The organism is Streptomyces solicamelliae (assembly GCF_045348655.1).
Lineage (GTDB): Bacteria > Actinomycetota > Actinomycetes > Streptomycetales > Streptomycetaceae > Streptomyces > Streptomyces solicamelliae.
Window position 1 is genome coordinate 6,703,515 of sequence record NZ_CP160404.1, and the last position, 15,683, is coordinate 6,719,197.

Sequence of the window (15,683 nt, forward strand, 5' to 3'; positions counted from 1 at the left end):
CTCAGTCGGCCGGGGGCGGAGCGCTCGCGGTCGACGGGACGATGGTGACCTTCACATGTTTCATGATGGGCTGGTCGCTCTGCGTGCTGTAGTCGGCCAGCGCGCACAGCACGTTCATCTCCGGCATGTAACCGGCCGCACAGCCCCGCGGAATGTCGTACGGGACGGCCAGATAGCCGCTGAGGAACCGCTGACTGCCGTCCCTGGCCGTGCTCGTGATGTCGACCGGCGCCATGTCGTCGATCCCGCGCTCGCGCATGTCGGCCCGGTTCATGAAGACCAGCGTGCGCAGGTTCTTGATCCCGCGGTAGCGGTCGTTGTCCGAGTAGATCGTGGTGTTCCACTGGTCGTGCGAACGCATCGTGCCCAGCGCCAGCATGCCCGGCTCGGGCACCACGTCCGGCAGCGGTGCGGAGGAGAACTCGGCCCGTCCGGACGGGGTGAGGAAGATCAGCTCCCGGGCCGGCTGCTTGATCCGGAAGCCCAGCGGCAGCCGCACCCGCCGGTTGAAGTCCTCGAAGCCGTCGAGGGCCTTGGCCATGGTGTCGCGGATCCGGTCGTAGTCCTCGATGTACCACTCCCACGGCGTCGCGCTGTCGGGCAGCGCCGCCCGGGCCATGCCCGCGACGATCGCCGGCTCGGACAGCAGGTGCTTGGAGGCCGGCCGCTTCATGCCGAGCGACAGGTGCACCATGCTCATCGAGTCCTCGACCGAGGTGCTCTGCACGCCCCTGCGCTGATGGTCCTTCTCGGTACGGCCCAGGCACGGCAGGATCAACGCCGCGTCCCCGTGCACGATATGACTGCGATTCAGCTTCGTGCTCACCTGCACGGTCAGCTCGCACTTCTGCAGCGCCGCGTACGTGTACGGCGTGTCCGGCGCGGCCAGCGCGAAGTTGCCGCCCATGCCGACGAACACGGTCACGTCGCCGTCGTGCATGGCCTTGATCGTGCCGACCGTGTCCAGACCGTGCTCGCGCGGCGGGTCGATCTCGCAGACCTCGCCGAGCCGGTCCAGGAACTCGGTGGTCGGCCGGTGGTCGATTCCGCAGGTCCGGTTGCCCTGGACGTTGCTGTGCCCGCGTACGGGGGAGGGGCCCGCGCCCTCGCGGCCCAGGTTGCCGCGGAGCAGCAGCAGGTTCACGATCTCGCGGACGGTGTCCACGCCGTGCTCGTGCTGGGTGAGGCCCAGGCACCAGCAGACGATGCTGCGGTCGGCCTCCTCGTACACCCGCGCCGCGTCGAGCACGTCCTCGCGGCTCAGTCCGGACTGGTGCTCGATCTCCTCCCACGGCGTGCCCTCGCACAGCGCGCGGTACTCCTCGAAGCCCTGGGTGTGCCGTTCGATGAACTCCTGGTCCAGCGCCTTCGGGTCGGTGACCGACTGCTCCAGGATCGCCTTCGCCATGCCGCGCAGCAGCGCCATGTCGCCGCCGATCCGCGGCTGCAGGTTCAGCGTGCTGGTCTTCGTCGTCTTGTACAGCGCCATGTCGAGGAAGTCGTGCGGCACGATCGTCTTGGTGGCGGCCGCCTCGACCAGTGGGTTCACATGCACGATCTGCGCGCCGCGGTGGTACGCCTCGGACAGTGCGGTGAGCATGCGCGGGGCGTTGGAGGCGGCGTTGACGCCGAAGATGAACAGGGCGTCGGCGGTCTCCCAGTCCTTGAGGTCGACCGTCCCCTTGCCGGTGCCCAGCGCGGCCTGCAACGCCCGGCCGCTGGCCTCGTGGCACATGTTGGAGCAGTCCGGCAGGTTGTTGGTGCCGAGCTCGCGGGCCATCAACTGGTACAGGAAGGTGGCCTCGTTGCCGAGCCGGCCGGAGGTGTAGAAGGCGGCCTTGTTCGGGTCGTCCAGGGCGCGCAGCGTACGGCCGACCAGCTCGAAGGCGTCCTTCCAGCTGATCGGGGCATAGCGGTCCGACTCCGGGTCGTAGACCATCGGCTCGGTCAGCCGGCCCTGGTCCTCGAGGTCGTAGTCGCTCCACTCCGCCAGCTCGGTCACCGTGTGCGCGGCGAAGAACTCCCGGCCCACCCGCTTGCTGGTCATCTCCCACGTGACGTGCTTGATGCCGTTCTCGCAGATGTCCAGATGGAGACCCTTGGTGTCGTCCGGCCAGGCGCAGCCCGGACAGTCGAACCCGGTGTTCTCGTGGTTCATCTTCATGATCGCCCGCGGCCCGTCCACCAGCGCCTTCTCGCGCACCAGGAAGTGAGTGACGCTCTTGGCCGCGCCCCAGCCGGCGGCGGGGTGGTGATACGGGTGGAACTCGGGGTCGCCCTGGGGGACGGGGCCGACGCGGGGTTCCACGGTGGCTTCCGGCTCTTCCTTCTCGACCGTCACGACGCTCAGCCCTTCCCGGCGGGGGTGCACCTCCGAGCAGGCTAAGTCCGCCGTCCGGGCCCTGCCATTCGGCCGGGCCCGCCGCGGCACCGTCCCGGGTGCCCCGCCCGGCGGCCCCCGGGCTGCGTGCCGCGCGGGCCACGACTAGGGTGATCATGATCATTCATCCCTTTTGCGCCTTCTCTGTGCCTTTCCTGTGCTTCGTGGTCCGACGGGAGTCCCATGGCCGCATCCCAGACCGTGCTCATGCCGCCCGCCAAGGCGGCGGTCTTCCTCGTCGCCACCATCGCCCCGGGCGCCGAACGCGCCGTCCGGGAAGGGCTCGGGGGCCTGTCCGGGCTCGCCCGGTCGGTGGCGTTCCGTTCCCCCGACGACACCCTCAGCCTCGTCACCGGCATCGGGTCCGACGCCTGGGACCGGCTCGCCGGCGGACCGCGCCCCCGCGACCTGCACCCCTTCCGGCCGCTGCAGGGACCCCGCCACCGCGCCCCGGCCACCCCCGGCGACCTGCTCTTCCATCTGCGCGCCCGGCGCATGGACCTCTGCTTCGAGCTGGCCCGGCTGGTCATGGACCACTTCGGACCCGCGCTCACCGTCGTCGACGAGGTGCACGGCTTCAAGTACTTCGACGAGCGCGACCTGCTCGGCTTCGTCGACGGCAGCGAGAACCCCGAGGGCCGTGCGGCCGCCGACACCGTGTACATCGGCGACGAGGACCCGGACTTCGCGGGCGGCAGCTATGTGATCGTGCAGAAGTACCTGCACGACATGACGGCCTGGGACGCGCTCACCGTCGAGGAGCAGGAGCACGTCATCGGCCGCACCAAGTCCGGCAACGTCGAACTCCCCGAGGGCGTGCAGCCGTCGGACTCGCACGTCGCGCTGAACACCATCGAGGACGAGGACGGCACCGAACGGCAGATCCTGCGCGACAACATGCCGTTCGGGCAGGTCGGCAGCGCCGAGTTCGGCACGTACTTCATCGGCTACGCGCGCACCCCCGACGTCACCGAACGCATGCTGCGCAACATGTTCCTCGGCGACCCTCCCGGCAACACCGACCGGGTCCTCGACTTCTCCCGGGCCGTCACCGGCGGCCTGTTCTTCGTGCCCGCAGCCGACGTCCTCGACGACCTCCCCGCCCCGCCCGCCGAGGCAGCCCGCCCCGCCGAGACGTCCCCGCCCGCCCCGGCGGTCCGCCCCGGTGACGCCTCGCTGGGTATCGGCAGCCTGAAAGGAGTCCGGTCCTGATGACGACCCCGAACAACCTCCACCGCGAACTCGCCCCCATCACGCCCGGCGCCTGGGCCGAGATCGAGGAGGAGGCCGGCCGCACCTTCCGCCGGCACAGCGCGAGCCGCCGCGTCGTCGACGTCCCCGACGCGGCCGGCCCCGAACTCGCCGCCGCGAGCACCGGACACCTGGACGAACTGTCCCCGCCGGCCCCCGGTGTCACCGCCCGGCTCCGCGACGCCCGGCCGCTCGTCGAGCTGAAGGTGCCGTTCACCGTGACCCGGGCCGCCGTCGACGACGTGGAGCGCGGCGCGAAGGACTCCGACTGGCAGCCCGTCAAGGACGCGGCGCGCACCCTGGCCTTCGTCGAGGACCGCATGGTCTTCGACGGTTACGAGGCGGCCGGAGTCGAGGGCCTGCGCGACTGCTCCTCCAACCCGGTCCTCCGGCTGCCCGCCGAGCCCCGCGACTACCCCGACGCGGTCAGCCGGGCCCTGACCTCGCTGCGCCTCGCCGGCGTCGACGGCCCGTACGCGCTGCTGCTCGGCGCGGACGAGTACGCGGCGGTCAGCGAGACCTCCGACCACGGCTACCCGATCGCCGCCCACCTCGGCCGCATGCTGGACGGCCCGCCGATCTGGGCGCCCGCGCTGCGCGGCGCGCTCGTGCTGTCCACCCGCGGCGGCGACTTCGAACTGCTCATCGGCCAGGACGTGGCGATCGGCTACACCTCCCACGACGCCCACGGGATCGACCTGTACCTGCAGGAGACGCTGACGTTCCTGCCGTACACGGACGAGGCCGTGGTCGTCCTCGAAGGCTGAGCCCGTCCCGCCCCCAGCCGGCCCCCTCACCCCCGCGAGGCCCCATGCCGCTGCCCACCGTTCCCCGCGCGCTCGGCGCACTGGTCGTCGGCGCCCTCGTCGGCGTGGCCGTCGCGCTGCCCACCGAGAGCGCGGAACTGGGCTTCCTCTCCAGCGTCGCCGCGGCGGAGACCCTGTTCGTCGTCTCCGGCTGGCTCGCCCTGTGGCCCCTGGACGGCGAGGCCACCAAGGACAACGCCCGCCGCGAGGAGTTCCGGCCGGTCGTCGAGGAGATCGCCGTCGTCGGCACCGCCGTGGGCGGACTCAGCGCGATCGGCGTGCTGCTCGTGGCCGACAAGTCGGGGCTGAGCCAGGCCGCGGCCGCCCTCGCGCTGCTCGGCGTCTTCATGACCTGGGCCTCGCTGCACCTGATGTACGCGGCCCGGTACGCCTACATCTACTACTCGGCGCCGGAGGGCGGGATCGACTTCAACAACCAGGAACATCCCCGTTACGTCGACTTCCTCTACTTCAGCTACAACCTCGGCATGACCTACCAGGTCTCCGACAACAACGTCGACACGACGGGACTGCGCGGGGTCATCCTGCGGCACTGCATGCTGTCGTACGTCTTCGGCACCAGCATCCTCGCCACCGCCATCAACCTCGTCGTGGGGATCTTCGGCGGCTGAGCCGGGGAGCCCGGCAGCCGGGGCGGCGGGTGCGGCCGGTGCGGCGGGTGCGGCGGGGGAGTCGGGAGGGCCGGGGGATACTCGGCCGTATGAGTTCCCGGAACAGCGCGGTCGTGGTCGGCGGCGGGCCCAACGGCCTTGCCGCAGCCGCCCTTCTGGCCAGGGCGGGTCTGGACGTCACGCTCCTGGAGGCGGCGGACGAGGTCGGCGGCGGCACCCGCAGCGACGAGGCGATCCTGCCCGGACTGCTGCACGACCACTGCTCGGCCGTCCACCCCATGGCCGTCGCCTCGCCCGCGCTCCGCGCCCTCGGCCTGGAGGCGCACGGGCTGCGCTGGCGACTGCCCGAGATCGACTGTGTGCACCCCCTCGACGACGGCACCGCCGGCGTGCTCCTGCGCTCCGTCGACGAGACCGCCGCCGGGCTCGGCGCCGACGCGGACCGCTACCGCGCCCTGCTCGGGCCCTCCGCGCGACGCTGGGACGACCTCGCCCACGACGTGCTGGGCCCGCTGCTGCGCGTCCCGGCCCACCCGCTGCTGCTCGCCCGCTTCGGCGCGCCCACCGTCCTGCCCGCCACCGTGCTCGCCCGGCTCTTCCGCACCCCGCAGGCGCGCGCCCTGTGGGCGGGCGTGGCCGCCCACGCGTACCAGCCGCTGACGCATCCCTTCAGCTCGGCGATCGGGATCGGCATCCTGACCGCCGGCCACGCCGCCGGCTGGGCCGTCGCCGAGGGCGGCTCGCAGGCCGTCGCCCGCAGCCTCGCCGCGGTGCTGCGCGCGCACGGCGGCACCATCGAGACCGGGGTACGGATCACCGACCGCCGACAGCTCCCGCCCGCCGGCGTCACCCTCCTGGACCTCGACCCGGCTCAGGTCGCCGCCCTGTACGGCGACCGGCTCCCGGCCCGGGCGAAGGCCGCGTACACGCGCTTCCGCCGGGGCCCCGGCGCGTACAAGGTCGACCTGGCCGTCGAGGGCGGGGTGCCGTGGACGGACGAGCGCGCCCGGCGGGCCGGGACGGTGCACGTCGGTGGCCGGCTGGAGGAGGTCGCCCGCACCGAGCGGGAGGTGACGGCCGGGCGGATGCCCGAGCGGCCGTTCGTCCTGGTCGGCCAGCAGTACCTCGCCGACCCCTCACGCTCCGTCGGCGACGTGCACCCCGTCTGGACCTACGCCCACGTGCCGCACGGTTACGACGGCGACGCCACCGAGGCCGTGCTGCGGCAGCTGGAGCGCTTCGCCCCCGGCGTACGGGAGCGGATCGTCGGCCTGCGCGTCACGCGGCCCGCGGACTTCGCCGCCGCCAACCCGAACTTCGCGGGCGGCGACATCCTCACCGGGGCGAAGAACGTGCCCCAGCTGCTCCTCGGCGCGCGGCCCGCGCTCGACCCGTACGCCACGGGTGTGCCCGGCGTGTACCTGTGCTCGGCCGCCACCCCGCCCGGTCCGGGGGCGCACGGCATGTGCGGGGCGGGCGCGGCGGCCGCGGCCCTGCGCCACCTGGGGCTGCGGGGGCCGGGTCCGCTGCGCTAGCGGTGCGCCCAGCGGAGGCGTTCCCCGGCTCTGCCGGGCGCCGCCGGCTGCCCGGCGGGCGAGGGACCGAGGGGTGAGAACCCTAGGCGTGCGCGCGGCAGAAGGCGCGCACGGCCGCCGTGAAGGCCTCCGGCGCCTCCAGGTTGCTCACGTGGCCCACCGAGGGGATCACCACCAGCTCGGTGTGCGGGATCGCCTCCCGGAAGGCGTGGGCGACCTCCAGGGGAGACCGGGTGTCGCGCTCACCCCACAGGAGAAGGGTGGGCACCGTGATCCGGGGCAGCAGGTCCGTCTGGTCGGCCTCGGCCATCAGGGAGAGCTGCGCGGCCATGGTCTCCGGCCGTACGTCCCTGCTCATCGTTTCCAGCAGCACCGCGAAGCGCTCCGGGGGGCCGGCGCTGAAGAGCCCGGGCAGCGTCGGGTCGAACTCCTCCCGGGGCGCGGCGAGCATCCGCCGTGCCCCCTCGACCCGCGCCGCGACCTCCTCCGGCGGCAGCGAGCCCTTCCAGCCGGCGTACGTGTCCACCATCAGCAGCGATCGCACCAGGTCGGGCCGCCGTCGGTACAGCTCCAGGACCACCGTCCCGCCCCAGGACAGGCCCGCGACCTGGGCGGGCCCGAGCCCCACGTCCTCGATCACCGTGGCGAGAGCGCGTGCGAAGTCGGCGAGCCCGAAGCCCGCCGGCAGGGCGCCGGACCGTCCGGACCCCGGCTCGTCCCAGGCCACCACCGTGAACTCGTCCGCCAGCGCCTCGACCTGCGGCTGCCACATCCGCCCGTCGATCCCGGCCCCGTGAACGAGGACCACGACCGGCCCCCGCCCCTCCCGCGTATAGGCGACGTCGACGCCGTCGACCCGCACCACTGCCATGCCGCCACCGCCATCCGTGTCCTGGGGGCTTGGGGCACCCGACCGCGTTCCGCCGCTCGCGGGCCTCGCGTGCGAACTACGACGCGCCGCCCGGGCCGCCGAGGGACACGACCACGGCGCTGGTCGGCCCGTCGGGCGCCTTGTACGTGACGGTGTCGCCGGCACGGCTGCCCATCAGCGCGCTGCCGAGGGGGCTGTCGGCGGTCACCATGTCCGCGTCATACATCTCGGCGACCTCGCCGATGTGCACCGTCTGCTCGTCGCCGTCCGCGAAGCGCACCGTCACGGTGCTGCCCACGCCGACGACGTCGGCCGACGGGGCCCCGGCGACGTCCGCCTGCTTCAGCCGGTCCTCCAGGTCGGCGATGCGGCGGTCGAGCCGGTCCAGCTCGGTGCCGCGCTCCAGCTCGTCGGCCTGATCGACCCGGTCGCCGGTCTGGTCCCCGCCGCCGCCGCGCAGGGTGACGGCGACGGCCTCGCGCTCCTTGCGCAGATCGGCCAGTTCCCGCTCGATGGCCGCACGGGCCGCGGTGCTCATGGGTTCGGGTCCACCGGTCATTCCAGTTCCCGTCGTGCAGGCGGCAGGGTCGGTCGCCGGATCATGAATCCGGCATTCCGTAACGTATCAGGAGCAACGGGTGACGGCCTGGGGGCGGGGAAGGCAGTCCTGAAGGCAGGGTGCGCCCGTCGGGGTTGTCCACAGGTTTCCGGCCGTCCGGACCGGGGTGTCCGCGGGGCCGGATAGGCTTTTCGAATGGCCCTCACCGACGCCTCGCCCGAGATCTCCGACGCCCTGAACGTGCTGCACCGCGTCTTCGGCTACGACTCCTTCCGCGGCGAGCAGCAGCAGATCATCGAGCAGGTCGTCTCCGGCGGCGACGCCCTCGTGCTGATGCCGACCGGCGGCGGCAAGTCGCTCTGCTACCAGATCCCGGCGCTGGTCAGACAGGGCACGGGCGTGGTCGTCTCGCCGCTGATCGCGCTCATGCAGGACCAGGTGGACGCGCTCAACGCCCTCGGCGTGCGGGCCGGGTTCCTGAACTCGACCCAGGACCCGTACGAGCGGCAGGCCGTCGAGCAGGCCTTCCTCGCGGACGAGCTGGACCTGCTGTACCTGGCCCCGGAGCGGCTGCGCACGGAGGGGACGCAGCGGCTGCTGGACCGGGGCACGGTGTCGCTCTTCGCGATCGACGAGGCCCACTGTGTCGCCCAGTGGGGCCACGACTTCCGGCCCGACTACCTGGCCCTGTCGATGCTCCACGAGCGCTGGCCCAAGGTGCCGCGGATCGCGCTCACCGCGACGGCCACCGAGGCCACCCACGCGGAGATCGCCCAGCGGCTCGGCCTGCAGGAGGCGAAGCACTTCGTCGCCAGCTTCGACCGGCCCAACATCCAGTACCGCATCGTCCCCAAGAACAGCGCGCAGAAGCAGTTGCTCGAACTGATCAGGACCGAGCACGAGGGCGACGCCGGAGTCGTCTACTGCCTCTCCCGGGCCTCGGTCGAGAAGACCGCCGCCTTCCTGGTCGAGCAGGGCGTCGACGCCGTCCCGTACCACGCGGGCATGGACGCCCGGGAGCGCGCCGCCAACCAGGCCCGCTTCCTGCGCGAGGACGGTGTCGTGGTCGTCGCGACCATCGCCTTCGGCATGGGCATCGACAAGCCGGACGTGCGCTTCGTCGCCCATCTCGACCTGCCGAAGTCCGTCGAGGGCTACTACCAGGAGACCGGCCGTGCGGGGCGTGACGGCGAGCCGGCAACGGCCTGGCTCGCGTACGGCCTGCAGGACGTGGTCCAGCAGCGCAAGCTGATCGACTCCTCCGAAGGCGACGAGGCCCACCGGCGCGGCCTCGCCGCCCACCTCGACGCGATGCTCGCGCTCTGCGAGACCGTCGACTGCCGGCGGGTCCGCCTCCTGGAGTACTTCGGCCAGTCCTCGAAGCCGTGCGGCAACTGCGACACCTGCCTGACGCCGGCCGAGTCCTGGGACGGCACGGTCGCCGCGCAGAAGCTGCTGTCCACGGTGTGGCGGCTCGCCCACGAGCGGCGCCAGAAGTTCGGCGCGGGGCAGGTCATCGACATCCTGCAGGGCAAGAAGACCGCCAAGGTCATCCAGTTCGACCACGACACCCTGTCGGTGTTCGGCGTCGGCGCCGACATCGGCACGGCGGAGTGGCGCGGCGTGATCCGCCAGCTCCTGGCGCAGCGGCTGCTGGCCGTGGAGGGCGACTACGGCACGCTGGTCCTCACCGACGCCAGCGGGGAGGTGCTCGGCGGCCGCCGCACCGTCCCGATGCGCAAGGAGAAGGCCCCCGTGCCCGCCTCCCGCAAGGCCGCGGGCTCCCGCTCCGGCGGGAAGGGGGCGAGGGTGCCGGTGGACCTGCCGGAGGCCGCGGTGCCGGTCTTCGAGGCGCTGCGCGCCTGGCGCGCGGCGACCGCCCGCGAGCAGGGCGTCCCGGCGTACGTGGTCTTCCACGACGCCACCCTGCGCGAGATCGCGACCGTCCTGCCGGCCACCGTCACGGAGCTCGGCACCGTCGGCGGTGTCGGCGAGGCCAAGCTGACCAAGTACGGCCAGGGCGTCCTCGACACCCTGGCGGAGACCCGCGGCGAGGCACCGCCCGAGCCTCCGGCAGCGGCGAAGCAGCCCGTACCGCCGCAGGACGACGACGAACCGCCGTTCGACCCGGACGAGATCGACCCGCCCTGGGACGACTGGGAGTGACGTCAGGCCGGGCCCGGGCGGCGCGGGGCCGCCCCGGCCCGGCCGGGGCTCAGCCCTCCTGCCGGACCGGTTCCGGGGCCGGCAGGTCAGCGGCCGCTACGGCCTTCGTGCGCCGGGTGGTGAACCAGGTGGCCACGGGCTCCGTGTAACGGGCCGTCAGCGGGCCGAGGACGACCAGGATCAGGACGTACGCCGTGGCCAGCGGGCCGAGCGACGGCTCGATGCCCGCCGTGACCGCGAGGCCCGCGATGACGATGGAGAACTCGCCGCGGGCCACCAGCGTGCCGCCCGCGCGCCAGCGGCCCTTGACCGAGATACCGGCCCGCCGGGCCGCCCAGTACCCCGTCGCGATCTTCGTCCCGGCCGTGACCACGGCCAGCGCCAGCGCCGGCAGCAGCACCGGCGGGATGCTCGCCGGGTCGGTGTGCAGACCGAAGAACACGAAGAACACGGCCGCGAACAGGTCCCGCAGCGGGCTCAGCAGATGGTGCGCGCCCTCCGCCGCCTCACCGGACAGCGCGATGCCGACCAGGAACGCGCCGACCGCGGCGGACACCTGCAGCTGCTGCGCGACGCCGGCGACCAGCAGGGTCAGGCCGAGCACCACCAGGAGCAGCTTCTCGGGGTCGTCGTGCGACACGAAGCGCGAGACCAGCCGGCCGTACCGGACCGCGAGGAAGAGCACCAGACCCGCGACGCCGAGCGCGATCGCCAGCGTGGCGCTGCCCGCGGCGAGCCCGACGCCGGCCAGCAGCGCGGTGACGATCGGCAGGTACACCGCCATCGCCAGGTCCTCCAGGACCAGGATGCTCAGCACCACCGGGGTCTCCCGGTTGCCGAGCCGTCCCAGGTCGCCGAGGACCTTCGCGATCACACCGGACGACGAGATCCAGGTGACACCCGCCAGGACCACGGCGGCGACCGGCCCCCAGCCCAGGAGCAGCGCCATCGCCGCGCCGGGCAGCGCGTTGAGGCACATGTCGACGAGGCCGGCCGGGTACTGCGTCTTGAGGTTGGTGACCAGGTCCGAGGCCGTGTACTCCAGACCCAGCATCAACAGCAGCAGGATGACGCCGATCTCCGCGCCGATGGCCACGAACTCCTCGCTCGCGCCGAGCGGCAGCAGCCCGCCCTGCCCGAAGGCGAGACCGGCGAGGAGGTACAGCGGGATGGGGGAGAACCGGAGCCGTCCGGCGATGCGGCCGAGCAGGCCGAGACCGAGGATGATGGCGCCGAACTCGATGAGAAAGACGGCGGACGAGTGCACGGATCACTCCCTTTCGAGTATCAGGGCGGCGGCGTCGACGCCTTCGCGGGTGCCGATGACGATGAGCGTGTCGCCCCCGGCGAGCCGGAAGTCGGGACCCGGGGACGGCACGGCATCCGCGCGGCGCAGCACGGCGACGAGGGAGACGCCGGTCTCGGTCCGCATCCGGGTCTCGCCGAGCTGCCGGCCGTTCCAGTGGGACGTCGCGGACAGCTCGATCCGCTCGGCCACCAGGCCGAGTTCGGTGGTGTGCAGCAGGCTCGGGCTGTGGTGCGCGGGCATCAGCGCGTCGATCAGTGCCGCGCTCTCACCGGCGGTCAGATGCAGCGACTGCAGGCAGGCGTCGGGGTCGTCGGCACGGTAGATGTTCACGCTGCGGGTGCCGTCGCGGTGTGCGACGACCGACACATGGCGGTGTTCTCGTGTGGTGAGGTCGTATTTGACCCCGATGCCGGGCAGCGGCGTCGTGCTCATCCGTGGAGCGGACACGGCTCATCCCCCTTGTCTCGTTCGGTGCAGGGTGCCTACGGCGTGGGGACGCGGCGAGACGCGCCGGGCCGGGGCCGGATCATGGTGCCATTTTCTGCGGTACGAAAATATGGGTGTCGGCACGGATGGACCCGGCCGTGCCGGCCGGTCGAGGATGAGCCGGGGACGTAGGCTCCTTCGCAGGTCACGGCAGGAGAGGCAGGGCTCGGTGAGGACCCGGAAAGGCGTGGGACCGTGTCACTGTACTGGCGGATCTTCCTGCTGAACGCGGCCGTTCTGGTCCTCGCGGTGGGCGCGCTGTTCGGGCCGGTCACCGTCTCCACGCCGGTGCTCCTCGGCGAGGCGATCGTGCTGGGCTGCGGGCTCGCCGTCATGCTCGTGCTCAACGCCGTACTGCTCCGGGTCGGCCTCGCGCCCCTCGGCCGGCTGAGCCGGGCCATGGCCGCGGCGGACCTGCTGCAGCCGGGGGAGCGGCCGCGGGTGACCGGTCAGGGGGAGATGGCCGAGCTCACCGCCACCTTCAACGCCATGCTCGACCGCCTCGAGGCCGAACGCGCCACGAGCAGCGGCCGGGTGCTCACCGCGCTGGAGGCGGAGCGGCAGCGGATCGCGCGCGAGCTCCACGACGAGATCGGCCAGTCCCTGACCGCCGTGCTGCTCCAGTTGAAGCACGCCGCGGACAGCGCCCCCGACGCCGTACGCGAGGACCTCCACCAGGCCCAGGAGACCACGCGGGCCGGCCTGGAGGAGATCCGGCGTATCGCCCGCCGGCTGCGGCCCGGGGTCCTGGAGGAGCTGGGCCTGCACAGCGCGCTGCGCTCGCTCGCCGCCGAGTTCGCCGCGCCCGGGCTCGCCGTGACGACCCGTATCGTGCCCGGACTGCCGCCGCTGGACCCGGCGACGGAGCTCGTCGTGTACCGCGTCGCGCAGGAGGGCCTCACGAACGTCGTCCGGCACTCCGGCGCCTCCCGCGTCGAGATCCGGCTGAGCCCCCTGCCGGACGGCGGCGCCGAACTCCTCGTCCAGGACGACGGTCGCGGCCTCGGCGACGCGCCCGAAGGTGCCGGCATCAGCGGCATGCGCGAGCGCGCCCTCCTGATCGGCGCCACCCTCCGCCTCGGCCCGGCCGAGCCCGGCGGCACAGCCGTCCGCCTCGCCCTCACCCCGACGAGCCGGCAGCCGGGGAAGCCTGCGACGAGCGACGAGCCGATCAGCGCGGCCCCGGGGCACGAGCCCCCGGACGGCGCCCTGCCCAGCGACGCCGCGCCCGGCGACAAGCCGCCGAACGGCGAGTCGCCGAACGGCGGGGTCCCGGGGGCCGAGCCTCCTCGCAGCGCCCCGCCCGGCGAGGCCCCGCCTCCCTACGACCCCCCGAGCGACGACCCCCCGAGCGGCGAGAGTCCCAGGAGTGAGCGATGACCAGCCCCGCCGCCGGCGGACGGCCCGCGCGGATTCTGCTGGCCGACGACCACGCGCTCGTGCGGCGCGGGGTGCGGCTGATCCTGGACTCCGAGCCCGACCTGGAGGTCGTCGCCGAGGCGGGGGACGGCGCCGAGGCCGTCGCGGCCGCGCGCGCCGACGCCGACCTCGACCTCGCCGTCCTCGACATCGCGATGCCCCGCACCACCGGCCTCCAGGCCGCCCGCGAACTCGCCCGCACCCGGCCCGGGCTGCGGATCCTGATGCTCACGATGTACGACAACGAGCAGTACTTCTTCGAGGCGCTGCGCGCCGGCGCCAACGGCTACGTGCCCAAGTCCGTCGCCGACCGCGACCTCGTCGAGGCGTGCCGCTCCGCACTCCGCGACGAGCCGTTCATCTACCCCGGCGCGGAGACCGCCCTCGTCCGTAGCTACCTCGAACGTGCCCGCAGTGGCGAGGCCCTCCCCGACCGGCCGGTGACCGAGCGCGAGGAGGAGATCCTGAAGCTGGTCGCCGAGGGGCACAGCTCCAAGGAGATCGGCGAACTCCTCGTCATCAGCCCCAAGACCGTCGAGCGGCACCGTGCCAACATCCTGCAGAAACTCGGCCTGCGCGACCGCCTCGAACTCACCCGCTACGCCATCCGCGTCGGCCTCATCGAACCCTGACCACGGCCCGGGACGTCGCCGACGCCCCGGGCCGCACGGCCGGACTAGCCCCGACCCGCCGCTCGAACGCGGCGAACGCCGCCTCCTGACGCCACTGCGTCGACGCCTTCGCGCTGCCGTCGACCAGCCGGCGGCAGGCGTCGGAACGGATCGGCGCGCCGGGCCGCTCGCCCCGGCAGACGTCGGCGAGGCGGTAGCCCTGTGCGGTCGGGTTCCCCCGCCACAGGCTCTCGCCGGGCAGGAACGCGTACTCCAGGGACGCGCGGGCCAGATCCTTCAGCTCCGGGTACGACAGCCCGTACGTGCGGGCGGCGTACGCGTACTCGTGGCTGACGTCGATCCGGGAGATGCCTGGGTCGTCGGTGGCGAGGACCACCGGCACGCCGTGGGCGCGGTACGTCTCGAACGGGTGGTCCGCGCCCTTCACGCCCAGGATCTGGGCGTTGCTGCTGAACGGCACCTCGACGGCGATCTCCCGCGCGGCCATCGTGCGGGCCGTGTTCCGCCAGTTCGTCTCGTGCACGAGGTCGACGCCGTGCCCGACGCGCTCGGTGCGGGCGACGTCCACGGCCTCCCGGATGTGGAAGGCGAGGTCCTCCGGCTTCACCAGCCCGGGCCACAACTCACCGGCGTGCAGGGTCACATGGGCCTTCGGGTAGACCGTGCGGAGATACGCGACCATGCGCATGTGCAGGCTGTAGTCCCGCAGCGAGACGTCCCAGTCCTCCGGCTGGACCAGGTTGATCGCGACGAAGCGGTCGTCCCGCTCGGCCAGTCGCATGCCGAGGGCGATCTGCGTGAAGACCCGCTCGGGTGCGGATGCACGCGAGACCTGCGAGATCCAACGCACCGTCAAGCCACAGCCCGGACGGGCCTGTTCGGTGCCACAGCGGGCCGCCGTACGGAACTCGGCGTCGCCGTCGTCCGTCTCCTTGCGTGCCTCGGCCACCAGGGCCTCCAGCCTGCCGCCCGCCACCAGCTTGCCGTGCAGCGCGGCCAGGTCGGGGTCCCAGCCGACCTCGGCGGCGAGCTTCCTCGCCCCGTCGGAGGCCGGGCTGACCATCGTCTCCAGATAGAACTGGTTCTGCCGCACCACGTCGTCGGCGACCTCCGCGAGCAGCTTGCCGCGGTGCCGCCAGGTCACCTCGCCGAACTTGCCGAAGGTGTCGAAGAAGTGGTCGTGGCCGTTGCCGTCCGGCGGGAAGTCCTGCATCGACCAGGCCCGCACGAGCGCGTCGTGGAACGCCGGATCGGTCTGCGCCTCCGCCGCGGGCCGCTTGCCCGGCCCGCAGGGCGGTACGACCGCGGTCATCGTGGCGGTGTCGATGCACAGGCCGTCCTCGCCGGCCAGCCGGATCAGGTACTCCGTGGACACCGCGCCCGAGAGGTGGTTGTGCAGTTCGCCGCCCTTGGGCAGCCGCCGGAAGAAGTCGGCGGCCGCGGCGGGCTGCTCGCGCACGGCGGCGAGATAGGCGTCGGTACGCGCCTCGGCGGCGGTGGGCGGACGCTTCCCGCCACCGGCGGGCTGGGCCGTGGCGGGCAGGGCGGACGACAGGGACAACAGGCAGAGCGCGGCCACGGCGACGGGAACGGCCCGGCGGCGTGCGGCGATTGGGGAGTGGATCACCCGAGCATGA

The 15,683-nt window shown here is 72.9% G+C and carries 12 protein-coding genes and 1 pseudogene; 7 read left to right on the forward strand and 6 right to left on the reverse strand.

Features of this window, described 5'->3' with window-relative positions:
- Position 1: 1 nt before the first annotated feature.
- Positions 2-2,341, reverse strand: a complete 2,340-nt coding sequence (locus tag ABZO31_RS30890; RefSeq protein ID WP_406864621.1) for an FdhF/YdeP family oxidoreductase — start codon at positions 2,339-2,341, stop codon at positions 2-4.
- A gap of 222 nt (positions 2,342-2,563) precedes the next feature.
- Between ABZO31_RS30890 and ABZO31_RS30895 the strand changes: the two genes are divergently transcribed.
- The 4 genes from ABZO31_RS30895 (at position 2,564) to ABZO31_RS30910 (ending at position 6,604) form a co-directional block, all read left to right on the forward strand.
- Entirely contained in the window at positions 2,564-3,592 is a 1,029-nt protein-coding gene (locus ABZO31_RS30895; RefSeq protein ID WP_406864622.1) for a Dyp-type peroxidase, read from the forward strand.
- A complete protein-coding gene (locus tag ABZO31_RS30900; protein WP_406864623.1) occupies positions 3,592-4,398 on the forward strand; it encodes a family 1 encapsulin nanocompartment shell protein in 807 nt (268 codons plus the stop codon). The genes ABZO31_RS30895 and ABZO31_RS30900 overlap by 1 nt, the downstream gene beginning before the upstream one ends.
- Positions 4,399-4,442: 44 nt before the next feature.
- Positions 4,443-5,069 carry a DUF1345 domain-containing protein gene (locus tag ABZO31_RS30905; protein ID WP_406864624.1) on the forward strand — a complete coding sequence of 209 codons (627 nt, stop codon included), beginning with the start codon at positions 4,443-4,445 and terminating at the stop codon, positions 5,067-5,069.
- 89 nt (positions 5,070-5,158) lie between these two features.
- Positions 5,159-6,604, forward strand: a complete 1,446-nt coding sequence (locus ABZO31_RS30910) for a phytoene desaturase family protein (RefSeq protein WP_406864625.1) — start codon at positions 5,159-5,161, stop codon at positions 6,602-6,604.
- 82 nt (positions 6,605-6,686) lie between these two features.
- On the opposite strand, the gene ABZO31_RS30915 is transcribed toward ABZO31_RS30910, so the two are convergent.
- Together ABZO31_RS30915 and ABZO31_RS30920 are read right to left on the reverse strand one after the other, a co-directional pair.
- On the reverse strand, positions 6,687-7,475 hold the full coding sequence (locus ABZO31_RS30915) for an alpha/beta fold hydrolase (RefSeq protein ID WP_406864626.1): 789 nt from the start codon (positions 7,473-7,475) through the stop codon (positions 6,687-6,689).
- Between the two features lie 76 nt (positions 7,476-7,551).
- On the reverse strand, positions 7,552-8,034 hold the full coding sequence (locus ABZO31_RS30920) for a GreA/GreB family elongation factor (protein ID WP_406864627.1): 483 nt from the start codon (positions 8,032-8,034) through the stop codon (positions 7,552-7,554).
- A 195-nt stretch (positions 8,035-8,229) separates the two neighbouring features.
- On the opposite strand from ABZO31_RS30920, the gene recQ reads away from it, so the two are divergent.
- Complete coding sequence (gene recQ / locus ABZO31_RS30925; RefSeq protein WP_406864628.1) at positions 8,230-10,200, forward strand: DNA helicase RecQ; 1,971 nt, start codon at positions 8,230-8,232, stop codon at positions 10,198-10,200.
- Between the two features lie 49 nt (positions 10,201-10,249).
- On the opposite strand, the gene ABZO31_RS30930 is transcribed toward recQ, so the two are convergent.
- Both ABZO31_RS30930 and ABZO31_RS30935 read right to left on the reverse strand, forming a co-directional pair.
- Positions 10,250-11,467: a cation:proton antiporter gene (locus ABZO31_RS30930; protein WP_406864629.1), complete on the reverse strand. Its 1,218-nt coding sequence runs from the start codon at positions 11,465-11,467 to the stop codon at positions 10,250-10,252.
- A 3-nt stretch (positions 11,468-11,470) separates the two neighbouring features.
- Positions 11,471-11,941 carry a cation:proton antiporter regulatory subunit gene (locus ABZO31_RS30935; protein WP_406864630.1) on the reverse strand — a complete coding sequence of 157 codons (471 nt, stop codon included), beginning with the start codon at positions 11,939-11,941 and terminating at the stop codon, positions 11,471-11,473.
- A gap of 249 nt (positions 11,942-12,190) precedes the next feature.
- On the opposite strand from ABZO31_RS30935, the pseudogene ABZO31_RS30940 reads away from it, so the two are divergent.
- Together ABZO31_RS30940 and ABZO31_RS30945 are read left to right on the forward strand one after the other, a co-directional pair.
- Positions 12,191-13,120: pseudogene (locus ABZO31_RS30940) on the forward strand (HAMP domain-containing sensor histidine kinase); the annotation flags it as partial.
- Positions 13,121-13,371: 251 nt separating this feature from the next.
- On the forward strand, positions 13,372-14,046 hold the full coding sequence (locus ABZO31_RS30945; protein ID WP_406864631.1) for a response regulator: 675 nt from the start codon (positions 13,372-13,374) through the stop codon (positions 14,044-14,046).
- Here ABZO31_RS30945 and ABZO31_RS30950 read toward each other — a convergent pair.
- Positions 14,033-15,673 (reverse strand): adenosine deaminase family protein, encoded by a 1,641-nt coding sequence (locus ABZO31_RS30950; protein ID WP_406864632.1) that lies wholly within the window; start codon positions 15,671-15,673, stop codon positions 14,033-14,035. The two genes, ABZO31_RS30945 and ABZO31_RS30950, sit on opposite strands and share 14 nt — an antisense overlap.
- Positions 15,674-15,683: the final 10 nt, after the last annotated feature.

Bases quoted from the DNA above. Each gene is read 5' to 3' on its own strand.
- ABZO31_RS30915 (WP_406864626.1), bottom strand. From the start codon at position 7,475: ATGGCAGTGGTGCGGGTCGACGGCGTCGACGTCGCCTATACGCGGGAG.
- ABZO31_RS30935 (WP_406864630.1), bottom strand. From the start codon at position 11,941: ATGAGCACGACGCCGCTGCCCGGCATCGGGGTCAAATACGACCTCACC.
- ABZO31_RS30945 (WP_406864631.1), top strand. From the start codon at position 13,372: ATGACCAGCCCCGCCGCCGGCGGACGGCCCGCGCGGATTCTGCTGGCC.
- recQ (WP_406864628.1), top strand. From the start codon at position 8,230: ATGGCCCTCACCGACGCCTCGCCCGAGATCTCCGACGCCCTGAACGTG.
- ABZO31_RS30920 (WP_406864627.1), bottom strand. From the start codon at position 8,034: ATGACCGGTGGACCCGAACCCATGAGCACCGCGGCCCGTGCGGCCATC.
- ABZO31_RS30900 (WP_406864623.1), top strand. From the start codon at position 3,592: ATGACGACCCCGAACAACCTCCACCGCGAACTCGCCCCCATCACGCCC.
- ABZO31_RS30910 (WP_406864625.1), top strand. From the start codon at position 5,159: ATGAGTTCCCGGAACAGCGCGGTCGTGGTCGGCGGCGGGCCCAACGGC.
- ABZO31_RS30895 (WP_406864622.1), top strand. From the start codon at position 2,564: ATGGCCGCATCCCAGACCGTGCTCATGCCGCCCGCCAAGGCGGCGGTC.
- ABZO31_RS30905 (WP_406864624.1), top strand. From the start codon at position 4,443: ATGCCGCTGCCCACCGTTCCCCGCGCGCTCGGCGCACTGGTCGTCGGC.